Source organism: Mucilaginibacter sp. MD40 (genome assembly GCF_002288635.1).
Lineage (GTDB): Bacteria > Bacteroidota > Bacteroidia > Sphingobacteriales > Sphingobacteriaceae > Mucilaginibacter.
Genome location: NZ_NRSW01000001.1, coordinates 3,734,209 through 3,757,589 on the forward strand (window position 1 = coordinate 3,734,209; position 23,381 = coordinate 3,757,589).

Here is a 23,381-nt window from a genome sequence, read left to right on the forward strand (position 1 = left end):
ATAGCCTTATCAACATTTATTAAAATTATCCGGAATAAGAGAGAGAAACTTTTGCTCTGGCGCGATCATGCAAAGTATGCATTGTTTAAATCAGCTTATCTGTCTTTGCAATTAAACAAAGCAGGAATTAGCACCTTTTACCTTGGAGATACAGGTTGCTAAGACTTCGCAGGGCCTTTCCCTCGGTCTTTCTGGATAAGTATGTTTAAAGAACAATTACATTGCAAATGTAGATATAAAAACTATTAATCCTATAGACTTTATAAATTATTTTTTATTTGATTGATCTACAGTAAAATAAATTTTATTACTGGCAAATCATTTACCATTTAGCTTCTTAATAATTTCAACTTCCTCAGGTTTGTAGGCTGTGCCATCCTTCCGGAAAATATCATGAAACCACTCCTTGGGTTCGCTGCCATCAGGGATAGGGTTGTCCCAGGCATAAATGGTATTGGTTTTACCCATTACAAATCCCCAGTTAAGCGCACCAACATTTTCTTTTTTTAGCATAGGCATAACGGTTTCAAATCGGCTGCCCCTGGTACGTGCCATATACTCGGTGCAAATAAGCGGCTTGCCGTGAGTTTTTAGTAATTGTATGGTTTTACGGTGTGATGGTTCTTCGGTATAATCATGATAAGTGATCACATCTGAGTTTAAGGCCTGGTAAGTGTTCAGCTTCTCAAAACTCCAGTCCCACAACCCTGCCGAAAGGGGCTGCGATGGATTTACCGCTCTTGCCCAGCCAAACACCTTTACCAGCAGATCCATCGACGCTTCTTTTTTATTTGAATTTCCAGGTTCGTTATATAAATCCCATAAAAGTATGCGCTTATCATTTTTAAAAGTATTGAGGATATCGGTAACATAAGCCTCAAGCATAGCTTCCTGACCGGGTTTTCCGAGCCGGTTGCCCGGATCCTGCAGCCAGCCCGAGTTGTGTATACCTGTTTTAGGTGTAGGCTGCTTACCAATTTTGGCGCCGGCGTTCCAGCAGTCGTCAAAAAACACAAACATGGTTTTAATGTGATGCTTGTCAGCAATGGCCAAATACTGATTAATGCGTTTTTTAAAGCCTGTCTTATCCTGCTGCCATACCAGGCTATATAAAAATACGCGCATAGTATTAAACCCAATACCTTCTGCATATCCAAGCTCCCTGTCAATGGTAGTGGCATCAAAGGTATCAGCCTGCCACATCTCTAACTGATTAATGGCTGTGCTGGGTATAAAATCGGCACCGCTCATCCATTTGTATCCGGCATACCACTTGTTGGCTTTCTCCGCCGACCATATCTTTCCGGATACTTTTTTTTGCGCGGAAGCATTGAACGAAACAACTAAAGTAAGCAGGCTGAGTGCCGCTACTTTGCAGCATATACTTTTCATAGGTTTTATATTGGATAATGTAAACATATAAAAAACCGCTTAATCACACAAAAAGGGTTGGCAAGCATGTGTGTATAAGAGTATCCGCAATATGTGTGTTACAAGTAAGTAATGTGCAATCTGCAGAACTACTAAAAACAACGAAAGCGTTGATAATCTTCTACCTATAATTTATTTTTGCGCGAAAAAAATAACCATTAACCGTAAAGCACCGTATACTAATCCTGTTGGTTAGCAGTTTAATGTATGGTTGACCATGCAAAATGGCTCAAATAATTAACAAATAAAATTTTTTCATTCTGTTAAATACCGCCTGTCATTTATGTCAACTTTAGGTTGTAAAGGCCATTTTTAGCACAGGTTGGCACATTATTTATAATAGGTACCTTAGTTTAGATAGGCAAAGTAATTTTTTCTGTTGAAGTGTAAATGAGTTCAGAAGTACAACAATTTTCTGGTGAGAACGCAGCTCATATTGCACATTTTGCAGATACGGGTGTAAGCATATGGCGTTATAACATTGATACGCGTGAAGTATGGTGGTCTACAGGCTTTTACCAGGCCTTAGGATATCAAAAAAACGATATTGAGTGTTCGTACAGTGTTTTTTTTGATTACCTGCTATACTACGAAGACAGGCAGACGTTTTTAAAAACCACGTTGCTGACAAGCAACAGTGTGGAAAATTCTGCACACATCCGGCTGCTCACCAAACATAAAGGTTACCAGTGGTTTCAAAATACTACCAAACAATATATTACCGAAACCGGCCGGTTTATTTATGGCATTCTGATCAACATTAGCGAGGCTAAAACCGCCGAATTAAAAGCGGTTGAAAACGAAACTAAGTTTGCCGAGATAGGCCGCATTGCCAAAATGGGTTACTGGCAGATAGACTGCCGGACAATGGAACTGGAGTTAAGCCGGGAGATATACGACATTTATGAGCTTAATCCTTCCTTACCTCTATCCGTTGACGAATTACTGAGTTACTTTTTACCGCAACATGAGCCGGTTATAAAAAAGGCAATAGATGATGCCCTGCAGCACTGTATTCCTTATGATATTGAACTCCAATTTAAAACGGCCAAAGAAAATATCATATGGGTAAAATGTAAGGGCATACCCGTAATTGATGAGTATGGGCGCTCAAAATATTTGAGGGGTATATTTCAGAACATTGATAGTATCAAGAAGCGTGGGATTACCATGCAATCATCTATCAACCTGCTCGATGATCAGAACAAACGCCTGCAGAACTTTGCTTACATCGTATCGCACAACCTACGTTCACATGCCGGTAACCTGAAATTTATGGTTGACCTGTTTGAAGAAACGCCTGCAGAGCATGAGCGAGCCGAAATATTCTCGCATATCAAAACCATTAGCCAAAGCCTTAGCGCTACCATGAGCCACCTGGATGAGATAGTGAAAATGCAGGCCGAAATATCCAATGGCACCAAGTTGCTCGAGTTTGCTGATATCTTTACTAACGTTGTATCGGCGCTGCAAGCCGATATAAAAATGAGCGGCGCTCATATCAATACTAATTTCAACAATGCCCCTACGGTGAATTACATACCGGCCTATCTTGAAAGTATTTTGCAAAACCTGCTTACCAACGCCATTAAATACCGCCACCCCGACCGCACCCCGGTTATCAACATTACCACTTACAAAGCCGGTAGCGAAGTATTTATGGCTTTTGAAGATAATGGTGTGGGCATTGATCTTGAACGGTATGGCAACCAGTTATTTGGTATGTATAAAACCTTCCATACTAACCCTGATGCCAAAGGCATTGGTCTTTTCATGACCCGCAACCAGGTTGAAGCACTTGGCGGATACATCACCGTGGAGAGTGCTGTAAATGTTGGCACAAAATTTACCATTAAGCTGGTATAGTAAATCGCATTAATGAATAGTGAACTCCAATTTGTAACGGCCGCGATAGTGGACGATGATAAGATATTTACCTATGGTTTTAGAAAATTAACTGGTATAAAAGGTCTTTTCGATGAAATTTTAGACTTTTGCAATGGCAAAGAAGCCATTGACTATCTTAAAGATCCTCAAAACAGCACACGTTTACCCGACGTATTGTTTGTGGATATTAATATGCCCATTATGGATGGGTGGGAATTTAATGATGCATTTGAGGAAATAAAATCCCTGTTACCCAAACCTATTGCGGTTTATAATATTAGTTCGTCAATAGATATTGAAGATATTAACAGGGCAAAAAAAATCCGCTCATAGCGGATTATCTTTTAAAACCTCTTAATGAAATTTACCTTGCCGAAATTTACCGTAAACTACAGTATCTCGGCAAGGATATCAAAATAGGTTAATTTTACTCAATATAACTTTCCAGTATCTTAAAGCCAGCTGTGGTTTTCAATTCTACTTTATCAATGGTTTTGGGCAACAAAATACAATCGCCCATTTTAACCTGGTAAGCCAAATCATTATGTTGCAGTATGTATTCGCCCTCAACACAAACATGTATCACAAAAGAGTCCAGGTTACTGTAATCTTTTTCAGTTCCGTGAGTGGCATCTAAAACGTTGGTTGTAAAATACGGGCAGCTTACCACATGTACTGTTTCATCTTTTTGAGGCTGATACAGGGTTTTATACTCGTCATAGTGCTTGTAGTCTATGGCGGCTAAAGCCTCCTGTGTATGCAATTCGCGCTTATTACCTTTATCATCAACACGGTCAAAATCATATATACGGTAAGTGATATCTGATGTTTGTTGTATCTCAGCTATCAGCAAACCTTTACCAATGGTGTGTACGCGTCCGGCAGGCAGGAAGAAAACGTCGCCAGCTTTAGCTTCTTCGCGGTTAAGGATATCCATAATATGCCCGCTGTTCAATGCGTCCACATATTTTTGCTCATCCATTTCCTGGTTAAAACCGGTGATCAGCGTTGAGCCGGGGTCAGCCTCTATGATATACCACATTTCTGTTTTACCGAATGAGTTGTGGCGCTTTTTAGCCAGTTCGTCATTAGGATGCACCTGCACGCTGAGGTCGTCGTTAGCATCAATAAACTTAACCAGCAAAGGAAAGGTGTTGCCAAAGTGTTTGTATACTTTGTCGCCTACCAGGTCGGCCTGGTATTTCTCCAGCAGGTCGGCCAGACTTTGGCCTTTCAGTTCACCGCTGTCAACCACGGATACATCAGATTTAACGCCCGATATTTCCCAGGTTTCGCCGCAGTTGGGCAGGTCGGCTATGTTTTTGTGGAGATAACTTTCAATTTTATGGCCGCCCCATATTTTATCTTTAAATATGGTTTTAAATTTTAGCGGGTATAATGGTGTTGACATGGTAGTGTGTATTTGTTACGGCTAAGTTAGGAATTTTGTGTTGCTAACTTGTATCTTAGTTATACTAAACTCTAATACCTACAACCTTGCGTATAAATCCACATACAAAACCCAAGAAAAAAGTTGCAATCTTCTTGGGCGCCGGTGCTTCTGCTGCTGACGGAGCACCAATTCAGTCTAATATATTTAGGGATTATTTTAATTCTCTTAAACGACGAAAACCCAGTAAAGAACATGAACACGAATTAGTTGCTTTTTTCAAGAAAATGTTTGATATAGATGTATTGTATAAAAATCTTGACAATATCAATTTCCCTACATTTGAAGAAGCTTTAGGAATACTTGACTTAGCCGATTTAAAAAATGAAGCTTTTAAAGAACTTTCTAATATAAATTTGGAAGTCAACAGCGGGAGAATAAAATTTCTTCGCTTATATCTACTATTTCTTATGGCCGATATAATCAACGAAAAACTTCAAAAACCCGACACATTACACCGAGTTCTTGTCAATAATTTATCAAAAGATCAATTAGATCAAACAACATTTTTGACGACTAATTATGACATTCTGTGTGACAATGCATTGTACTACTTGAATCGGTTTGAAACTAATTACAAAAAGGTCGATTATGGTGTAGAATTTATAGATTATAGAAACGGTACATTTGAAAGGCCCAATGACAATAGTATAAAACTCCTTAAACTTCATGGATCATTAAACTGGCTTCACTGTCCAGTTTGTAATAATCTGCATATTACTCCTAACGAAAAGGGAGTGTACCGAATGATGACCAATCTCGATTCAATGAGATGTGAGAATTGTCAAGGAGTTTATTCACCAATAATTATCCCGCCTACCTTTTATAAAGATATGTCTAAAGTGTATTTAGGTCAAGTTTGGAATGTTGCTGAAGCCGAATTACTCAATACTAATCATCTAATTTTTTGCGGCTATTCATTTCCTGACGCTGATATCCATATTAAATATTTAATTAAACGCATTCAAAAAAATAGAAACCCTAAAAACGAACTCAAAGTAACGATTATCAATAATCACGATGACAAGGAACAGTCAATTAAAGACGAAGAAAAAAATCGCTACCAGCGCTTTTTAGGTAAAAACATAAATTACACTGACTTATCTTTTAAAGACTTTGCTAATAATCCTCTTCAAATAATTTAATCACCAAAAAGCCCGATCTGATTATCAGACCGGGCTTCATATTTTAGAGAAACGGCTAATTACTTACCCAGTTTCTTTTTCAGGTTCTCGTCAATAGCTTCTAAAAACTCTTCGGTATACAGGTAATCCGTACCGTGCGCTACCTTAGGTTTAATGGTGATGGCTAAGTCTTTGGTCATTTTGCCGCTTTCAACCGTTTCAATACAAACCTGCTCTAAAGTGTGGCAAAAGTCGATCAGCTCCTGGTTGTTATCCAGTTTACCGCGGAACTCTAAACCACGGGTCCAAGCAAAAATAGATGCAATTGGGTTGGTTGAAGTTGGGCGGCCTGCCTGGTGCTCGCGGTAGTGGCGGGTTACCGTACCGTGTGCGGCTTCGGCTTCCATAACGGTACCATCAGGTGTTACCAATGTAGACGTCATTAAACCTAATGAACCAAAACCCTGCGCTACGGTGTCAGACTGTACGTCGCCATCGTAGTTTTTACAAGCCCAAACAAAGTTACCGTTCCATTTAAGGGCCGATGCCACCATGTCGTCAATTAAACGGTGCTCGTAAGTAATACCAGCAGCGTCAAATTTGGCTTTATAATCGTTTTGGTATATTTCTTCAAAGATGTCTTTAAAACGGCCATCGTATTTTTTAAGGATGGTGTTTTTAGTTGACAGGTATAAAGGCCAGCCTTTCATTAACGCCTGATTGAAACAAGCATGCGCGAAGCCTTTAATAGATTCATCCGTATTATACATGGTTAAGGCAACGCCATCACCTTTAAAGTTAAACACTTCAAATGATTGCGGCTCGCCACCATCTTCAGGAGTAAAAGTAACGGTAAGTTTGCCTTTCCCTTTGGTTAAAAAGTCGGTAGCGCGGTACTGGTCGCCAAAAGCGTGGCGGCCAATGCATATAGGCGCTGTCCAGTTAGGTACCAGGCGCGGCACATTGCTCATTACAATTGGCTCGCGGAATACCGTACCATCTAATATATTACGGATAGTACCATTTGGCGATTTCCACATTTGTTTCAAACCAAACTCCTCTACACGCTGCTCATCAGGTGTAATGGTTGCGCATTTAATACCTACGCCATATTGTTTAATAGCGTTAGCAGCATCAACAGTTACCTGGTCATCTGTCTGGTCGCGATATTCGATACCAAGGTCATAGTATTTAATATCAAGGTCAAGGTAAGGAATGATCAGTTTATCTTTTATAAACTTCCAGATGATGCGGGTCATTTCATCACCGTCCAGTTCAACAACCGGATTTGCTACTTTAATTTTCGACATAGCTTTGTTATGATTTTTAATTTTAACGGTTTCAAACATACATAATTTTATATGTAAATACCCGAAACACTTAACTATTATAGTTTAAACTCCGTATACATAATTGGTGCAGGCCAAATAACAATTTTAACAAGTAGTTGTTGCCTGTAAAATGGTAAAAGCTTTAATTTGGTGAGTAACCATTGCTTTTTAAAAGTTTGATGCTACTTTTATAGCACTCGATTACCAGCGTATTTGTAGCAGCATAATTGCCGTTTATGAAAAAACCTTTCTTAAAAATATTTTTAACGTTTTTGTTTACAACAGCAGCGCTATTGGCGAAAGCCCAAATAGGCTATGATTACGCGCAGTATGACCTTGGCCTTGGCGGAGCTTACAACCAGGTATATGGCGATGCCGAAAAAGTAATTGGCACCCCTTCTGTAGCGGTAAGTTTAAATTATAACCAAACCCCCTATGCCAACTATCTTTTTGAGATACAAGGCGGGGAGCTTAAAGGTGGAGATAAGAATTCTGTATCCGGCAGGTATTTCCGCAACCGTTTTACGGCGTTGGTTTTTAGGGGGCAGCTACAGGCAGGAGAAATAATTGATTACAGCGGGAGCGGTTTCATGAACGGCTTAAAAAATTTATACATCTCATCTGGCGTAGGTTACGTTCTTAACGACATGAAGGAGATCAACCGGAAATCAAATACTACACCGCAAATTACCTGGGGCGGGCTCGATAAAAGCAATGAGCTTTATATACCGGCGCGCATTGGCTACGAACTTAAATTTTTTAACCAGTATAACCAGCCATCGTTCAAAATCGATATCGGTTACCAGGTTAATTTTGATCTTACAGATAACCTTGATGGCTTTACTGCAGGGCGTAGTAAAGATGTTTGGTCGCAGATCAGCATTAACCTGAAATTTGCGCTTGGCGGGGTAACATCGTATCGCAAAACCATATAACACTTGTTTTTTGGCAGGATTTTAGTTAATATTTCATAAATATTTAAACCTATGAATACCATTGAACCAAACGACGATTTTGTAACAGACCCTGAAGATAGGAACACACCCATTGAGGGAGAAAATGACGACATTGTAGATGATGAAAACCTGAACTATAATGAGGCGTCTAACAGTTACGAGTATGATGTTAAAGGTGATAACGAAGATTACGATCACCCCGACCCATACGATACCACGGCCGATAATGGCGACGACTTCGACTCGACTTACGACGAGGCTAATCCATACGACACCAAAGGCGAATACGATGCCGGCCGCTCTTTAGAAACCGACGCGGAATCGTTAGGGATGCATATTGATAGTGGCAAAATTGTACATCTCGACCCTCGTGATGAAGCCCTTTCACACACGCCTGAAGACGACAGGGATGATCTGGATGAAGAAGGCTATCCTAAAAACGACAAGCCAAGTATTTAATAACCCTTTAAAAAACAAGAGCGATGCTCATAAGCATCGCTCTTGTTTTTTATGATCTGTTAATACGGATTAATCAAAATCAAGATTAAAGCGAGCGCGTAATTCTAATAATTGAGGGTTTTTGGCCGCCAGATGCTGAAATTTTTCTATCGCGGTGTAGGGTTTGCGTACAACGGTAGTTTCCTCAACCCGGGCGTTCACTTCTATATCAAAATTACGGAGCGTAGTACGCAGATAGTTGAGCAAATAAGGGCGCTCATCACGAAAGGCGGCTTCCTGTACCTTATTTGATACTACAATTTCGTAGTTAACACCACCAAGCGCTTTCGGCGCGTTAGCCGTAAAAATGGTAAACAAACTCATGGGTTTACCTTCGGCTTTTATTTTAGCGGCGTAATTGCTCCATGTTTGCAAAAACTGATCGAGATTAAAGGACTCTTTATCATTGCCCTTTAAATAAGGGTCTTCTTCTTCCTTAGCTTCTTCTTCTACAATTTTACCCAGCTCATTAAATTTGGGGATCTTAATGGATGATGCAGACGCATGAAGATTTGGAATAAATGATTTGGGCTTTTCGGCAGGCTCCGGCCTGGGTTCAGCAGTCGGTGGCTTTAGCTGCGGGGTGGCAACAGGTGCTGGTGCTTCGTTAACTACCGGCGCGCTTTTACCTGTTTGATAATTTACGGGCGCATCCCTAACCACGGCCACCTTATCATTTGCTATTGTAGTGGCAGCAGGAGCGTTTACTGTTGTATCAGGTTTTTTTTTACCTCTCCGTTTGGAGTGGGTGTGATACCGGCCGGCATGGATGCCATACTAAACACCGCCTGCAGATTACTCATCTTCAGGAGTGCCAGCTCTACCTGCAAACGCTGGTTCTTGCTCTGTTTATAATTAATATCGCACTGGTTAGCAATATTTAAAGCCGACAAAAGGAAAGACACCGAAGCAGCCTGTGATTGCTGCAAATACCTCGACTTAATAGTTTCACTAACTTCTAACAATTTAATTGTGGAGGCATCTTTACCTACCAGCAGATTCCGCAGGTGCTCTGAAAGCCCTGTTATAAAATGCGCGCCATCAAACCCTTTACTTAATATCTCATCAAAAAGCAGGAGTACATTGGCGCTGTTCCCCTGTAAAAGGTTATCGGTTACATTAAAGTAATAATCGTAGTCGAGGATGTTAAGATTATCAATTACCGAGCGGTAAGTAACATTACCACCTGAGAAGCTAACAATCTGGTCAAACATCGACAGCGCGTCGCGCAGACCGCCATCCGCCTTTTGGGCAATAATATGTAACCCATCGTCCTCATAGGTGATATGTTCTTTTTTGGCAATCCCTGCCAGATGCCCGGCCATATCCTCAACCCTTATACGGTTAAAATCAAATATCTGGCACCGGGAAAGAATAGTTGGGAGTATTTTATGCTTCTCAGTAGTAGCTAATATAAATATGGCATAGTTAGGCGGTTCTTCAAGCGTTTTCAGGAAAGCGTTGAAGGCTGCCTGGGAAAGCATGTGTACCTCATCTATAATATACACTTTGTAACGCGCGGCCTGCGGCGGTATACGCACCTGATCAATCAGGCTGCGGATATCATCAACCGAGTTATTTGAAGCGGCATCAAGCTCATGTATATTAAAGGAGTTACCATTTTGGAACGCACGGCAGCTATCGCACTCGCCACAGGCTTCGCCGTTTGGCTGCAGGTTAGTACAGTTTATGGTTTTTGCCAAGATACGCGCACAAGTTGTTTTACCCACCCCACGCGGCCCGCAGAATAAAAATGCCTGCGCCAGCTGATTATTCCTGATAGCGTTTTTTAACGTATTAGTAATATGTTGCTGTCCTACAACGGTTTCAAACGTTGCCGGGCGATACTTACGTGCCGAAACAATAAAATTATCCACAGCCACTAAGGTAGCAAGAAAATGGCTTACCTGAAAGGCTTAAAAATCAATTTGGCATGCTTAACCCATCAGCTATTGCAGATCATCATCCGGCAAATGGTCATCATCTTCAGGATCAGGTTCGTTGAGGTCATCGCCTGCGCGTATCTCATTCATATCATCGCGCCACTCCACCTGGTCCTCAAAATCCTCATCCTCCTCGTCGCCCCAGCTACCCTCTTCAGGAAGGTCTTCATCGGGCGGATTTAAATTCAGATCGTCTGCAAAGGAATCAGCCTCATTCTGGTCTTCATCACCGGCGGGTAACTGCATCATTAATATGGCCGATTCAACAACATTGAAATCATAAGGGTGGAAGATGTAATTCATGGCAGTTTTATTTACATTTGAGAAGGCAAATAACATGCCATGCAACTGCTTTTGAAGCTTATTTTAGTATTTCTATACCGGTAATTTCTTTTACGTTATAATAACCTTTGGCCGCAGGCAGGTAAGCCTCCGTTTCTTGCCAGGTCACCTGTATCTTTTTACCTACTAAACGGGCTGCCTGGCCGCTAAAGGCATCAGAACCTGCAAACTGCCTAAACCATAAAAACGACCGCTCCTTACCATCCACATTCAGCACTATGTAATTGAAACCTTTGGTATCAATACGCTTAAACGTACCAGTAACAGTTTTTGACTCGGGAGCGTCTTTATCATCTTTCGCGGCCATTTTCATAGCAAGAGCCATAAAGCCACCGCATTTCATCTTCATTAAATTTGCACCTATCTCGGTGCCAATTTTGTTCATGGCCTCATTATCGGTCATCTCCACACCGCGCTCCGCGGCAACATCAGGCAAAAGGTCGGCCTGCTGGGTAAAGCAGTCCATAAACGCTGCATTGGCTTCTTTAGATGTTTTGATCTTCTCTTTATCAAGTTTGGTTATGCAATCGCAAAGCTGGTTATTAAGCTTAGTTTCGGCCGGGCCAATGGTTTTTGTTTGTGCTTTAACTACAACAAAGGGCATTAAGGTGATAAGGGTAAGTAAAATTTTTTTCATTCGTGTGATTGATGATGTTTTATGGTTCGAAAATAAGCATAATTAGCTTTGAAAATAATTTTATTCTTCCTACATTTGCAGCCCCGATATACCGGGTAAATAATTAAAAATCAATTTATAATGCAACAGTACGAAACCGTGATCGTTCTAACCCCGTTGCTGTCAGAAGACGTTGCGAAAGAGGCAATTGCCAAATTCACAAAAGTTTTAACTGACGGCGGAGCCGAAATTGTCCAGGAGGATAATTGGGGTTTGAGAAAATTAGCGTACCCAATTCAAAAGAAAACTACAGGGTACTATCACTTAACTGAATACAAGGCTCCGGGTGATTTAATTAACAAATTGGAGGTTGAGTTCAGACGTGATGAGCGCGTTCTGCGTTTCTTAACTATTGCTTTGGACAAACATGCCATTGCTTACAACGACAAAAAACGCAGCGGTGCTTTCAACAAGAAACCTGCAGCTAAAGTGGAGGAAAACAACTAATGGCAAACGACCAAATTAAATACGTTACCGCCCCTAAAGTAGAGGATAACCGTAAAAAATACTGCCGTTTTAAAAAGAACGGTATTAAGTATATTGATTACAAAGACGCTAACTTCCTTTTAAAATTTGTTAACGACCAGGGTAAAGTATTACCTCGCCGTTTAACAGGTACTTCTTTGAAGTTCCAGCGTAAAGTGGCCCAGGCTGTTAAACGTGCCCGCCACATTGGTTTATTACCTTATGTTACAGACTCATTAAAATAATCAAGGAGGTAAACACATGGAAGTTATTTTAAAACAAGACGTAAAGAACCTCGGCGATAAAGACGATGTAGTGAATGTAAAGCCGGGTTACGGCCGCAACTTTCTTATCCCTAAAGGATATGCTATATTGGCTACTGAAAGCGCGCGTAAGGTTTTAGCTGAGAACATTAAACAAGCTCAGTTTAAACAAGAGAAAATTCGAAAAGATGCTGACGCTATTGCTGCTAAATTAGAAGGCGTTAAGCTTACTATTGGCGCTAAAGCCGGCGAAAGCGGTAAAATATTCGGTGCTATCAATACCATCCAGGTTGCTGATGCATTGAAAAAAGAAGGTTTTGATGTTGACCGTCGTCGCATCACTTTTGATCAGGAGCCTAAATTCCTGGGCGAGTACGTTGCTAACGTAAACCTGCACAAAGAAGTAAAAGTTCAGGTACCTTTTGAAGTAGTAGCTGAATAATTATAAATTCTTAAATAGCTTTATTTTTTAGAATTTAGAGCTTATAATTCAGGATTTAAATAAAAAAGGAGTTTGGCATTTGCCCGGCTCCTTTTTTATTTACCTTACATTTGCACCTCAAATGGCAAAGAAAGCGCAACCCCGCAAAAAAGGTAACACTAAAGGCATCCACCGTAACGGCGTCATAAAACTGGCGTTGCGTATAGTAAAATTTGCACTCGTTATATTTATCGGTTCGAGCTTGTTTGGAGTTATCCTGTACCGTTTTATCAACCCACCATTTACCTGGCTAATGGTACAGCGTGGTTTTGAACGCAAACAGCGCGGCCTGGACTGGAAGATAGACAAAAAATGGGTCGACTTTGACCAGATTGCCGACCCGATGAAGCGCGCCGCCGTAGCTGCCGAAGACCAGACCTTCCTGGAGAACCACGGCTTCGATTTCAGGGCGATAGAAAAGGCCATTGAAAAAAACGCGAAAAGTAAAAAGCTCATAGGCGGCAGCACCATTACCCAGCAAACAGCTAAAAATGTATTTTTATGGCCTGGCCGCTCATTTGTTCGTAAAGGGCTTGAGGCGTGGTTCACCGTGCTGATCGAAGCTTTCTGGAGCAAAAAGCGTATAATGGAGGTATACCTGAATGTGATTGAAATGGGTGATGGTATTTATGGTATCGAAGCGGCATCGCAGGCATATTTTCATAAACCGGCGGCACAACTAACCAGGCAACAGGCAGCGGCCATAGCCGTGATATTCCCCAGCCCGCTTCGCTGGAGCGCCACCAACCCTACCCGTTATTTAAAACATCGCCAGTATTTGATTTTAAAGAATATGCGCAGGCTTGGGCCGCTGGAGTTTTAACACATTTCAAATACAGTTTCCTCCCAGGCTGCAATGATATTAATGATTGTTATATTATAAAAATGTCCCCGCGTATCTTGTGATACCGCGAGGACTTTATCATTAAATATACCTGGCAATCAGGTAAGCTGTGTTAGTTTACAGAGACTACGCCATTGGAGCAAATATTTACATTATTGAATGTAGCATTTGGCCCTGTAACATTGCCAAATGTGGCACATACCTGGTAAGCAAACGTATAATTTGAACCCGGTCCTCGCATATATATATTATATACTCCAGCTACCACAGAAATAGTTTGCGATGTGGTAAAGTTGAAAGAAGCGCTTGTACCGCCAGAAAATTGCGGAACAAGTTGAAATTGGAAGGTGCCGCCGCCAGTGTTGTTTTGCACTGTTAAATTATACGTGATTGGCATAACAACATCTGCATTTGCTTTTGCCGGATTCGTAATGTTAGGCGTTACAGCATCCTTAACCTGAGAACTAGCTGAGATGTTTTGAGCCTTTACAACAACGCAGAACATTACCAACATACTGCATAGGAATACGAGTTTTTTCATAAATAATAAAGATTAAAGGTTAATAATTATATAAATTTAACTATTTAAAAAACAGGTATTTATATCATATATTACCTATTAATTAATCAATATTTGCAATATTTAAAACAAAAATATCTCCATTTTTAATAATTAAATTCTGAATTATAACATATTAACCTACATCAGGATGCTTTTTCAGTATTATACTAAACAAAAACCACCTATCCGATCTTTACATTATCAATATGAGATAGTTAACGATTTTTGTTTTTAACGTTTAATGAAAATAAATTTTTAAAGTTGTTTTGAAATTTATTCTCATTAAACTATTGCGAAATACACTGCAGTTGATTAGCTTGCATGTAAAGGTGCTAATGATCAATTCAACAGCTCCGGTCTAACTTAAATCTACATCGAAATGAGAATGCTAAACAAAAAATTTAAGCCCCTTTCGAGGGAAGAAGCAAAGAAGGTTTTAGGTGGTTATCGCAATCCTGACGATGATTGCCCGGTAGGTACACACGAGTATATCTGTGTACAATCAGTTCCGGGGCATTCTGGAATAGGTGGTGGCGACCTTCTTTATTTAAGATATTGTGTACAAGACGGTCAGGCTAACCCTCCGTGCGAAGGTCCTGCATAGCAGATAAATTGCCTGTTGCAATAACTACATGCATTAAACAAAAAACCCTGTAAAAGCAGGGTTTTTTGTTTGATCTATACTATTAAATCGCCGAATAATTGTTGGTGCCAACTTTCTTTTAGAGGCACTTCCCACCTAGTATCAAGATCTGCAGGGGTTTGTGCAAGGTTATTAAATACAATAGTATCGCTATTTATCTTGCCCTCTTTTATCAAATCCTCAAACTGCTGCCTTGGAGCTGATTTGATAGTGTCGCCATCGCGGTAAGCCAAATTAAACCGATCGAACAAATTGATGCCGAAATGCTGCTCCAACTGCTTCATAAAATGAACAGATTTATCAATTGAACAGCCACTTGCGCCTGCCTGGCTTTCATCTACAAACAAAATCAGGAAACGGTTGTACCTAATTTCGGCCTTGGCTAACAACTGGTTATTATGTGCAGTCCAGTTGCGGGTAAAGTTATCTAACAGAACCTGCGCTTCCTGCGCCTCTGACGAGGTTAGTTCCCTGTCCGATTGATAGATCCAAACTCTTGAATGTGAAGAAAATTCCATGTTACAAATTTACTTGATTTTTTAACTTAAGGCTATTGTAAGTTGTCATGCGAGCATCAATTGTAAAACCTGTTTTAAAAACACGCCTGGGCATCGCGTTACTGGCCTTATGCCTGTTATTATGCAGCTTTAAAGGTTTTATGGATGGCCAGGAATGGACCAACTGGGCTAACCGCTTCCTAAACGAGGCTTATGACCCTTCTGTTGACCCCAATATCAAAAAGTTTGAGATCAACCTTACACCAGATCATTTTATCCGTTTAAGAAAAACTTATCAACAGGGTAAGCAGGAGTATTTTTCTTTCAAGATCAACCGTTTGAACAGCCTTGATCTAAAGCCCGGCAACGCCAATACAGATACCATAGCCTTTAAAACCCTTGCTGACGATATTATTTATCAAACGTTTGAAGACCCCGCCGGTGATTTGGATTCGATGGTTACGGAATGGGACATACCCATCAAAAAAATTTCGCCAAAAAGACTGGACAGTTTAAAAGAAGCGTTGACATTTCTTAAAGGAAATAACCCATGAAATATTTTTTAAGTGCTGCTTTAATTTGCTTAGTTATCATTGTTAAGGCACAAAATATAACCAAACAGCAAATTGATGGCTGGTTAATAAAATGCGATACAGCATATAAACCTGGTAAAATCTCGGGTTACGCTTTTAATAAAACGATGTATGAGCCTAAAGACTCTGTCAAATTAAACAGCGATCTGGCATCGATCAAAAGCACGGACCTACTAACTGTTGATCCTTTTTGGAATGAAGAACTTATATCTACTACAAATAACGCCGGAAAATTTACGGTACTGATTTTGAAAAAAGGTGAGCAGAACGCCGCAATCAAGCAATCAACCCTGAAAATAGCATTAAGTAAGTACAAGAAAACGCAATCCGGTAAAATTGGAATTGCATCTACCGAACCGGTACTTGTCATTAACGGGCAGCCGGTAACTCAGGCTGATTGCCTTGAAAAGTTATCGGCAGTTAAGGCAGAAACAATAACCGACATTTACTACAGTAAACATCCGGTACCGCAAGAATTATATGGGCCAAATGCCAAAAACGGCATAGTAACCGTTTGGACGAAATAGCTTACAACCCGTTTGCCCTAACCGTAATTTCGGCAATATCCAGCACTTTTATTTCCTGCTCTTTTTCCATGTGTTTTACGCCATCTGTCAGCATGGTCATACAGAAGGGACAGCCCGATGCAATGACGTTGGCTTTTGCCTCCAGCACATCAAGCATACGTTCATCATTGATATCCCTTTTACCCGGCTCAGGTTCTTTAAACATTTGAGCGCCTCCGGCTCCGCAGCACAGGCCATTGCTTTTGCAGCGTTTCATTTCAACCAGATCGGCATCTAAAATTTCTAACGCGCGGCGTGGGGCTTCGTAAACATCATTACCCCTGCCCAGGTAACAAGGATCGTGAAAAGTGATCTTACGGCCTTTAAAATTTTCGCCGCCTTCTGCTTTTAGCTTGCCCTCATCAATCAGTTGCTGTATCAGCTGCGAGTGGTGTATCACCTCGTAATTACCTCCCAATGCAGGGTATTCGTTACGAATGGTATTAAAACAATGCGGGCAACCGGTTACTATCTTTCTAATATTGTAGCCATCCAGTACCTGTATATTGCTCATAGCCTGCATCTGAAACAGGAATTCATTACCGGCTCGTTTTGCAGGGTCGCCGGTGCAGCTTTCTTCAGTACCTAAAACCGCGAAGCTAATGCCTACATGCTGCAATATCTTGCAAATATCACGGGTAATGCGTTGTGCGCGTTCGTCAAAACTACCGGCACAGCCCACCCAAAAAAGTATCTCGGGTTGCTTGCCTTCGGCAGCCATCTCGGCCATTGTAGGTATCTTTTGTTCCATCAGTAAGCTATATTATTCTTCGGTAATGGCTTCTATAAATTGGCTAATGCTATCATACTGCGAAAATGTGATAGCAGAGTTAATCTCATTCAATCGGTGTAGAATATCCAGCGCCAGATCAAGCGCATCAACCTCTACTCCCTGCATCTGCGCATTCCAGTTAATGCCTGCCTGAGTGTTATTATCAGCCATTTCCACGCACCAGTTCTCCAGGAAATCTGCTAATAAAATCTCGGTCGGTAAAAAACCTTTCCAATCATCGCGGGCGCAGATCTTTGCCTGGGCGCGATCATTCCAAAAAGGAATAACAGCATCCGCTTCGCCACTCGCCTCTGCATTAGCCCAACCGCCTTTGCCTTTCAATCCCCAAACCGACCGGTTAGCCGCGGCTTTCTCTACAAACGTTTTATATCCGGCTTCAAAAGCCTCTGTATCTTGGTCCATTATTTCTTTAATTAGTCGATAGTCCGTGGTAAGCTAATGTAACTATAGACCATAGTCTATTGACTATTGTCTTAATCTCTCTCCGCCCAGTTTAACCTATCAGCCTGACTATATTTCCATGGTGCACCATTGTTTTCCATGTTACCAAACATGTTATTCAAACTTGCAGGCGCCTGTGACTCTTCCATCACTATGTACCGCCTCATCTCCGTAATAATTTCAAGCGGATTAATATTTACGGGGCAAGCCTCTACGCAGGCATTACAGGTTGTACACGCCCATAATTCTTCGCGGGTGATATAATTATCCAGCAAAGTCTTTTCGTCGGCAAAATCCTTACCGTGCCTATCTATGTTGTTACCAACTTCCGTAACCCTGTCGCGGGTATCCATCATGATCTTACGGGGCGATAATTTTTTGCCGGTAATATTTGCCGGGCAAACAGATGTGCAACGCCCGCACTCGGTGCAGGTGTAGGCATCCATTAAGTTCTTCCAGGTTAGGTCGGTTACATCCCTTGCACCAAAGCGGCTTACCTCTGCCGCTTCGGGAACAAAAGAAGGATCAAGCATGGCTTTTACTTCGTTAGTTACCGAATCCATGTTAGTGAATTGACCTTTGGGTTTTAACCTGGAATAATAAGTATTGGGGAATGCCAATAAAATGTGGAAATGCTTTGAATATGGCAGGTAATTTAAAAAAGCCAATATGCCTATAATGTGAAACCACCAGCAAACCCGGTCTACAATCACCAACGCGCTTGCTTGCGATGGCAGCAAAGGCGCTATAAACTCACTTACCGGGAAGCTGCCTGCCTTTAAATAATGGCTGTAGTGCAGCGCCTGTAACTTGTAATCGGCAGCGTTCATTGTCAGGAAAGCAGCCATTAATAATACTTCGGTGATCAGGATATAGTTAGCGTCAGACTTTGGCCAGGAGGTCATCTCCTGCCCTGTAAAGCGCTTTAGCTTCAATACATTTCGCCTTATCAGGAAAATTACGCATGCTAACAGCACCAATAAAGCTAATATCTCAAAACCGCCTATAAGCAAGCCGTAAAAGCTTCCCAGCGGCTTGGAGAATACCCGGTGAGAGCCAAACAGACCATCTATTAATATCTCCAGTACTTCTATATTGATGATCACGAAGCCTACGTAAACGAACAGGTGCAGGATGGCCGCTACAGGGCGCCTGGTCATTTTGCTTTGCCCGAGGGCTACACGGGCCATAGTTGCCCAACGTTCGGCCGGGCGGTCGCTAAAGTCTGCATCCCTGCCTAATAAAATATTACGACGGATCTTGGCTGCATTCTTCCAAAACAGGTAGACTGCACCGGCCAATATGATAAAGAAGATAGCTTGTCCGATCATAATTTATTATGCATGCATAGTATTTAAATAACGAAAATAGTTATTTGTTTTAATGTTACAAGGTATAAATTGTTTTGATTTAGATATGAGGATGGTTCACAAAATACTTATTTAAAATTAATGCGCTGATAATCAATACCGGTTAGCACTTAAACATACTATTTTGAAAAAAAAGTTTTTAAAACTGAAAAAAACGCTACATTTGCAGACCCCAAACGGGATGATGGTATCATAGCTCAGTTGGTAGAGCAAAGGACTGAAAATCCTTGTGTCCCTGGTTCGAATCCAGGTGGTACCACAAATAAAAAAGGTCATTTTCAAGCGGAAATGGCCTTTTTTTATTTAAAAGGTTATATTTGTGTTAATCTTCTATGGTAACCCGATCGGGTGTCTTTGCAATTCAGCAAACAAAATTGTCGAATTGATCTAAAAACTTTGATAAATATTTGATGATGGAATTTATCGGTTTTGCAGATCAGCAAAAGCAAACACTATGGCAACAATTAACGCCGTTATCATTCCAAGCCAGAAAAAAAATGATGGGACCTGGAATGTAAAAATCCGGGTAACAAAAGACGCCCGCTGTTCTTACATTGAAACCCCGCATTTCATCAATGCGAAACAGATTCGTAAAAAGAATCAGATTAAAGACCCGCTCGTTCAGGAAATGATCGAACCCGTTTTGATCGATTACCGGAAAAAGATCGGGGAGCTCGGCCCGAAGGTTCGTACTTATACAGCCTTAACACTGGCTGCATTTCTTGCGGGCAAAAAAGAAATCAAAGCCGAAGACATCAATGTTGTTGAGTTCGGCCGAAAGCGTATCGAGGAACTGAAAAAGGCAGACCGTTTAGGCAGTGCAAAGAATATGCAAACGGTGGTCAATAGTTTGATCGATTTTTTCCGGATGGAGGACATTCGAATCACTGACATCCGTTCTAAAATGCTTGTAAAATACGAAGCATTCCTGCGGAAGCCCCGAACCCAAATCAGGCCTGACCAGTTCAACCGGCCGCAAACGCGGGCCATCGAAGGCCTGACAAATAACGGCCTGCACAACCACATGCGTGACCTGCGGATACTGTTCAACAATATCAAGGAATTTTATAATGATGAGGATGACGAATTGATCGTTGTGAAACACTATCCTTTCAAAAAATATAAACTTCCCCAGGTGCAGCCGAAGGAAAAGCCAAAACTGACCGTTGAGCAGGTTATTGCCATTAGAGATTTTAAGGCGGAGCCCGGCTCCCGCATGGAGCTTGCCCGCGATCTGTTTATGTTAAGCTTTTATCTCTGCGGAATGAATGCCGTGGATATGTATAAGCTTCAGCCTGCCGACGAATCGAATACCCGGATCGGCTATAACCGGTCAAAAACCGCCAGCCGGAGGCGCGACCAGGCGTATATCAGTATTTTCATTCCGGAGGAAGCACGGCCGCTGTATGCGAAATATGCCGGTACCTTACAGAAACGCTACGCTACCCATAGCGGTTTAGACCATGCGCTTGCCTTTGGCATTAAGCAGATCGGTGCTGAGCTTGGCCATAAGGACCCTGAGTTTTACGATGCGCGCCATGCTTTCGGTGATTTCGCACGGAACCGTTGCCGTTTCAGTATGGATGATGTCGGCCTGGCTATGAATCACAAAGATCAGTCAAACCGGGTGACTGACATTTATGTATCCAAGAACTGGGACATTATCGATGAAGTTCAGACGGAGGTTATCCGCGTACTTGCCAGCCATGATTTGGCCAAACAAGTTGGCCTTACCGGTCACGGCATTGAACTACCTTTGGAATCAACCGTGGAATCAATGGAGTTAGTAGAGGCTTAAATAATTATCTGAATTATGAAAACATTCATTTATCTCATCATAACGGCGTTCATTTCAGTGGGCGCCTTTATGACCGCATTCAACCAAAAGGCATCAACAATACCTTATATCATTGCCTTTGGCGTATGGGTATTGTTTTTTTGGGCTTGGTACCGGCGAATGAAATAGGCAACTGGAAACCGTTTCAGGGAGCATGTGATAAACCGCCTCCCTGCGGCGGTAAATAATTCTATTAAAACTCTTAATTTTAAATTTTATGTCAAACGATCAGATCATTATATATCAAGCGCCAGACGGACAAACATCAGTCGAGGTCAAGTTACAGGAAGAAACCTTATGGCTGTCCCTTAATCAATTAGCCGACCTTTTTGAGCGGGATAAATCTGTTATTTCAAGACACCTGAACAATATTTTTAAAGAAGGGGAATTGGATCGTGTGTCAGTTGTTGCAAAAAATGCAACAACTGCGGCCGATAATAAAATCTACAATGTAGAATACTTCAATTTGGATGTCGTGATCTCAGTCGGGTATCGTGTAAATTCCAAAAGAGGCACTCAATTTCGTATCTGGGCGAACCAGGTATTGAAAGAATATTTAGTAAAAGGCTATGCTGTAAATGAACAAAGGTTAAAAGAACAAACCGAACAATTCAACTCCCTGAAACAAACCGTAAACCTGTTAGGCAATGTTTTAAAAAATAAGGAGCTCACGTCTGACGAAGCTACGGGCTTGTTAAAAGTAGTTACTGACTATAGCTACGCACTGGATATTCTGGACAAATATGACCATCAGCAATTAACGGTTGAAGGGACTACCGATCAGCAACTGTTTGTCGCGACTTACGAGGAAGCTATACAGGCCATCAAAGATTTAAAAGATAAATTCGGGGGCAGTTCCTTATTTGGAAACGAAAAAGACGATTCGTTCAAAGGATCTGTAGGTACTATTTATCAGTCCTTCGGAGGCGTTGAATTCTACCCGACAATAGAAGAAAAAGCGGCAAACCTGCTCTACTTTATCGTTAAAAATCATTCCTTTTCAGATGGAAACAAACGCATCGCGGCATACCTGTTCGTTTGGTTCCTGGAAAAAAATAGTATTTTATATCGTGAGGACGGATCGAAGCGCATAGCTGACAATGCCCTGGTCGCGTTAACCCTAATGATCGCGGAAAGTAAGCCGGATGAAAAGGAGATGATGGTAAAGGTTGTCGTTAACCTGATTAATCCTAAGAATTGATCGTAAAACGAATTCCCTAATGTCTAATTTAACGCCGGTCCATGATGGTGCCGGCGTTAAACTGGATGGATCAGGAGCGATTTGGAGCAAACGAAAAATGCCTGCGCAGGCGTGTCATAAGATAGTCGTTCATCAGGTCAAAATAGAGGTCCTTAGCCATCGTATAAGTGCTTGGCAGGATATTCGTTCCCTCTGTAATGGCGTCCAGCAGGACATCACATTCCAGACTGTTTTTCAGGTTCTGTAACCCTTCAAGCATCATATCCGGGGAGCTGCATACACGGGCAGCTTCAAAGCTCTGGTAAGGTGAGAGATCAACCTGCATTTCCTGCATAAATATCTCGGCGATCATATCTTCTTTTTTGCCGCCTTCTATCTCACTGCTGACCATAAAGAGCGAAATAAATTCGATGAAACCTGCAAAATGTTCCGGCGAGCCTTCCCACTTGAATTTCCAAAAGCCGGGGTCCTCTAACTGCGCCCGTATATCCTCGGGCATTTGCAGGCGGCTACAGATCGCTTTTACCGCATCGATGAAGTGCTTTTTGTCCGACTGCTGCTCAAAATCCTGGCTGACGGCCATTAATACCGGCATCGAAAGGATACTGCCATTGACGGCCAGTGTGTCGCAATAAATTTTTAAGAGCTTCAGGTCGCCCCGGAATTCTTCACGAAGCAAGGGCAATATCTTTTCTTCTGCGTCCGCGTGGTAGGTCTTTCGGAGTGCAAAGATCGCAGTGGTGGAAAAATAGTCGTCACCGATCAAATCCAATACAGGGGTAATATCTACTTCGGCAGGAATTTGGTAATTCGCCAGCATTTTCAGAATGCTTATCCCGCGTTCCCGGTTTCCCGGCAACTGTTCCATCATTTTCTTAAAGATTGCAGCATCAGGATCGGCCGGCATAATTTGCATCAGGATTATAGCGGGATCAAGGATTTCAAATTTATGACGGTCGGCCCTTAGCAAGTCGCAGAGCGCTGGGATATATGACCTGTAGGGTTTCAAATCCTCATTTTCTTCAAACCAAACGGGTTCAATTAGGCTTTTTCCGGCCAGCATCCATTTGATGGCATCGTGCATGGTGTAGTCCATAAAAACAAAATTTAAAGTGAATAATTGGTAGCACTTTTAATCAATAGCACGGATGGGGATTGCTGTAGGCAACAAATTTAATAACTAAAAA

Annotated in this window: 27 protein-coding genes, 1 tRNA gene and 1 riboswitch; of the genes, 15 read left to right on the forward strand and 13 right to left on the reverse strand. The window is 41.5% G+C overall.

Features of this window, described 5'->3' with window-relative positions:
• Positions 1 to 92: 92 nt before the first annotated feature.
• A riboswitch (SAM riboswitch) is annotated at positions 93 to 202 on the reverse strand.
• Between the two features lie 116 nt (positions 203 to 318).
• Complete coding sequence (locus tag CKK33_RS16690; protein WP_143822981.1) at positions 319 to 1,392, reverse strand: cellulase family glycosylhydrolase; 1,074 nt, start codon at positions 1,390 to 1,392, stop codon at positions 319 to 321.
• 429 nt (positions 1,393 to 1,821) lie between these two features.
• On the opposite strand from CKK33_RS16690, the gene CKK33_RS16695 reads away from it, so the two are divergent.
• Together CKK33_RS16695 and CKK33_RS16700 are read left to right on the forward strand one after the other, a co-directional pair.
• Positions 1,822 to 3,297: a PAS domain-containing sensor histidine kinase gene (locus CKK33_RS16695; RefSeq protein ID WP_095705200.1), complete on the forward strand. Its 1,476-nt coding sequence runs from the start codon at positions 1,822 to 1,824 to the stop codon at positions 3,295 to 3,297.
• Between the two features lie 12 nt (positions 3,298 to 3,309).
• On the forward strand, positions 3,310 to 3,651 hold the full coding sequence (locus CKK33_RS16700; RefSeq protein ID WP_095705201.1) for a response regulator transcription factor: 342 nt from the start codon (positions 3,310 to 3,312) through the stop codon (positions 3,649 to 3,651).
• A gap of 94 nt (positions 3,652 to 3,745) precedes the next feature.
• Here CKK33_RS16700 and CKK33_RS16705 read toward each other — a convergent pair whose 3' ends face one another.
• Positions 3,746 to 4,729 (reverse strand): type I phosphomannose isomerase catalytic subunit, encoded by a 984-nt coding sequence (locus tag CKK33_RS16705; RefSeq protein WP_095705202.1) that lies wholly within the window; start codon positions 4,727 to 4,729, stop codon positions 3,746 to 3,748.
• Between the two features lie 86 nt (positions 4,730 to 4,815).
• Between CKK33_RS16705 and CKK33_RS16710 the strand changes: the two genes are divergently transcribed.
• Positions 4,816 to 5,913: an SIR2 family protein gene (locus CKK33_RS16710; RefSeq protein WP_095705203.1), complete on the forward strand. Its 1,098-nt coding sequence runs from the start codon at positions 4,816 to 4,818 to the stop codon at positions 5,911 to 5,913.
• 59 nt (positions 5,914 to 5,972) lie between these two features.
• Here the strand turns inward: CKK33_RS16710 and CKK33_RS16715 are convergent, their stop codons facing one another.
• Positions 5,973 to 7,202 (reverse strand): NADP-dependent isocitrate dehydrogenase, encoded by a 1,230-nt coding sequence (locus CKK33_RS16715; RefSeq protein ID WP_095705892.1) that lies wholly within the window; start codon positions 7,200 to 7,202, stop codon positions 5,973 to 5,975.
• Between the two features lie 257 nt (positions 7,203 to 7,459).
• Here CKK33_RS16715 and CKK33_RS16720 point away from each other — a divergent pair, with 257 nt between their 5' ends.
• Positions 7,460 to 8,158 carry a hypothetical protein gene (locus tag CKK33_RS16720; RefSeq protein ID WP_095705204.1) on the forward strand — a complete coding sequence of 233 codons (699 nt, stop codon included), beginning with the start codon at positions 7,460 to 7,462 and terminating at the stop codon, positions 8,156 to 8,158.
• Positions 8,159 to 8,209: 51 nt separating this feature from the next.
• Entirely contained in the window at positions 8,210 to 8,638 is a 429-nt protein-coding gene (locus CKK33_RS16725) for a hypothetical protein (RefSeq protein WP_233138247.1), read from the forward strand.
• A gap of 69 nt (positions 8,639 to 8,707) precedes the next feature.
• On the opposite strand, the gene CKK33_RS16730 is transcribed toward CKK33_RS16725, so the two are convergent.
• From CKK33_RS16730 to CKK33_RS16745, 4 genes are all read right to left on the reverse strand, one after another.
• The gene (locus CKK33_RS16730) at positions 8,708 to 9,346 is read right to left on the reverse strand and encodes a hypothetical protein (protein WP_095705205.1); all 639 of its coding nucleotides are present in this window, start codon (positions 9,344 to 9,346) and stop codon (positions 8,708 to 8,710) included.
• A 35-nt stretch (positions 9,347 to 9,381) separates the two neighbouring features.
• Positions 9,382 to 10,554, reverse strand: coding sequence for a DNA polymerase III subunit gamma/tau (locus CKK33_RS16735; RefSeq protein WP_095705894.1), 1,173 nt, complete (start codon positions 10,552 to 10,554; stop codon positions 9,382 to 9,384).
• A gap of 72 nt (positions 10,555 to 10,626) precedes the next feature.
• Positions 10,627 to 10,923: a hypothetical protein gene (locus CKK33_RS16740; RefSeq protein WP_143822982.1), complete on the reverse strand. Its 297-nt coding sequence runs from the start codon at positions 10,921 to 10,923 to the stop codon at positions 10,627 to 10,629.
• 58 nt (positions 10,924 to 10,981) lie between these two features.
• Positions 10,982 to 11,599 carry a hypothetical protein gene (locus CKK33_RS16745; protein WP_095705207.1) on the reverse strand — a complete coding sequence of 206 codons (618 nt, stop codon included), beginning with the start codon at positions 11,597 to 11,599 and terminating at the stop codon, positions 10,982 to 10,984.
• A 120-nt stretch (positions 11,600 to 11,719) separates the two neighbouring features.
• Here CKK33_RS16745 and rpsF point away from each other — a divergent pair, with 120 nt between their 5' ends.
• The 4 genes from rpsF to mtgA all read left to right on the forward strand — a co-directional run bounded on the left by rpsF (position 11,720) and on the right by mtgA (position 13,670).
• A complete protein-coding gene (gene rpsF, locus CKK33_RS16750) occupies positions 11,720 to 12,085 on the forward strand; it encodes a 30S ribosomal protein S6 (protein WP_095705208.1) in 366 nt (121 codons plus the stop codon).
• The gene (rpsR, locus tag CKK33_RS16755) at positions 12,085 to 12,348 is read left to right on the forward strand and encodes a 30S ribosomal protein S18 (protein ID WP_095705209.1); all 264 of its coding nucleotides are present in this window, start codon (positions 12,085 to 12,087) and stop codon (positions 12,346 to 12,348) included. The genes rpsF and rpsR overlap by 1 nt, the downstream gene beginning before the upstream one ends.
• A 16-nt stretch (positions 12,349 to 12,364) precedes the next feature.
• The gene (gene rplI, locus CKK33_RS16760; RefSeq protein ID WP_095705210.1) at positions 12,365 to 12,808 is read left to right on the forward strand and encodes a 50S ribosomal protein L9; all 444 of its coding nucleotides are present in this window, start codon (positions 12,365 to 12,367) and stop codon (positions 12,806 to 12,808) included.
• 121 nt (positions 12,809 to 12,929) lie between these two features.
• Positions 12,930 to 13,670, forward strand: coding sequence for a monofunctional biosynthetic peptidoglycan transglycosylase (gene mtgA, locus CKK33_RS16765; RefSeq protein WP_095705211.1), 741 nt, complete (start codon positions 12,930 to 12,932; stop codon positions 13,668 to 13,670).
• Positions 13,671 to 13,803: 133 nt separating this feature from the next.
• Here mtgA and CKK33_RS16770 read toward each other — a convergent pair whose 3' ends face one another.
• Positions 13,804 to 14,232 carry a hypothetical protein gene (locus tag CKK33_RS16770; RefSeq protein ID WP_143822983.1) on the reverse strand — a complete coding sequence of 143 codons (429 nt, stop codon included), beginning with the start codon at positions 14,230 to 14,232 and terminating at the stop codon, positions 13,804 to 13,806.
• A gap of 400 nt (positions 14,233 to 14,632) precedes the next feature.
• Between CKK33_RS16770 and CKK33_RS19440 the strand changes: the two genes are divergently transcribed.
• Complete coding sequence (locus tag CKK33_RS19440; RefSeq protein ID WP_143822984.1) at positions 14,633 to 14,857, forward strand: hypothetical protein; 225 nt, start codon at positions 14,633 to 14,635, stop codon at positions 14,855 to 14,857.
• Between the two features lie 74 nt (positions 14,858 to 14,931).
• Here CKK33_RS19440 and CKK33_RS16775 read toward each other — a convergent pair whose 3' ends face one another.
• A complete protein-coding gene (locus tag CKK33_RS16775) occupies positions 14,932 to 15,414 on the reverse strand; it encodes an ABC transporter ATPase (protein WP_095705213.1) in 483 nt (160 codons plus the stop codon).
• Positions 15,415 to 15,461: 47 nt separating this feature from the next.
• On the opposite strand from CKK33_RS16775, the gene CKK33_RS16780 reads away from it, so the two are divergent.
• The gene (locus CKK33_RS16780) at positions 15,462 to 15,947 is read left to right on the forward strand and encodes a hypothetical protein (protein ID WP_095705214.1); all 486 of its coding nucleotides are present in this window, start codon (positions 15,462 to 15,464) and stop codon (positions 15,945 to 15,947) included.
• Positions 15,944 to 16,513, forward strand: coding sequence for a hypothetical protein (locus CKK33_RS16785; RefSeq protein ID WP_095705215.1), 570 nt, complete (start codon positions 15,944 to 15,946; stop codon positions 16,511 to 16,513). The genes CKK33_RS16780 and CKK33_RS16785 overlap by 4 nt, the downstream gene beginning before the upstream one ends.
• 1 nt (position 16,514) lies before the next feature.
• Here the strand turns inward: CKK33_RS16785 and CKK33_RS16790 are convergent, their stop codons facing one another.
• The 3 genes from CKK33_RS16790 to CKK33_RS16800 form a co-directional block, all read right to left on the reverse strand.
• Positions 16,515 to 17,303 (reverse strand): (Fe-S)-binding protein, encoded by a 789-nt coding sequence (locus CKK33_RS16790; protein WP_095705216.1) that lies wholly within the window; start codon positions 17,301 to 17,303, stop codon positions 16,515 to 16,517.
• Positions 17,304 to 17,315: 12 nt separating this feature from the next.
• Positions 17,316 to 17,747 carry a DUF2750 domain-containing protein gene (locus CKK33_RS16795; RefSeq protein WP_095705217.1) on the reverse strand — a complete coding sequence of 144 codons (432 nt, stop codon included), beginning with the start codon at positions 17,745 to 17,747 and terminating at the stop codon, positions 17,316 to 17,318.
• 71 nt (positions 17,748 to 17,818) lie between these two features.
• Complete coding sequence (locus tag CKK33_RS16800; protein ID WP_095705218.1) at positions 17,819 to 19,117, reverse strand: (Fe-S)-binding protein; 1,299 nt, start codon at positions 19,115 to 19,117, stop codon at positions 17,819 to 17,821.
• 225 nt (positions 19,118 to 19,342) lie between these two features.
• On the opposite strand from CKK33_RS16800, the gene CKK33_RS16805 reads away from it, so the two are divergent.
• The 3 genes from CKK33_RS16805 (at position 19,343) to rhuM (ending at position 22,194) form a co-directional block, all read left to right on the forward strand.
• Positions 19,343 to 19,415: transfer RNA gene (locus CKK33_RS16805), tRNA-Phe, on the forward strand.
• 195 nt (positions 19,416 to 19,610) lie between these two features.
• Positions 19,611 to 20,954, forward strand: coding sequence for a site-specific integrase (locus CKK33_RS16810; protein WP_095705219.1), 1,344 nt, complete (start codon positions 19,611 to 19,613; stop codon positions 20,952 to 20,954).
• Between the two features lie 256 nt (positions 20,955 to 21,210).
• Positions 21,211 to 22,194: a RhuM family protein gene (gene rhuM / locus CKK33_RS16815; protein ID WP_095705220.1), complete on the forward strand. Its 984-nt coding sequence runs from the start codon at positions 21,211 to 21,213 to the stop codon at positions 22,192 to 22,194.
• 70 nt (positions 22,195 to 22,264) lie between these two features.
• Here rhuM and CKK33_RS16820 read toward each other — a convergent pair whose 3' ends face one another.
• A complete protein-coding gene (locus tag CKK33_RS16820; RefSeq protein ID WP_095705221.1) occupies positions 22,265 to 23,290 on the reverse strand; it encodes a hypothetical protein in 1,026 nt (341 codons plus the stop codon).
• Positions 23,291 to 23,381 lie beyond the last annotated feature (91 nt).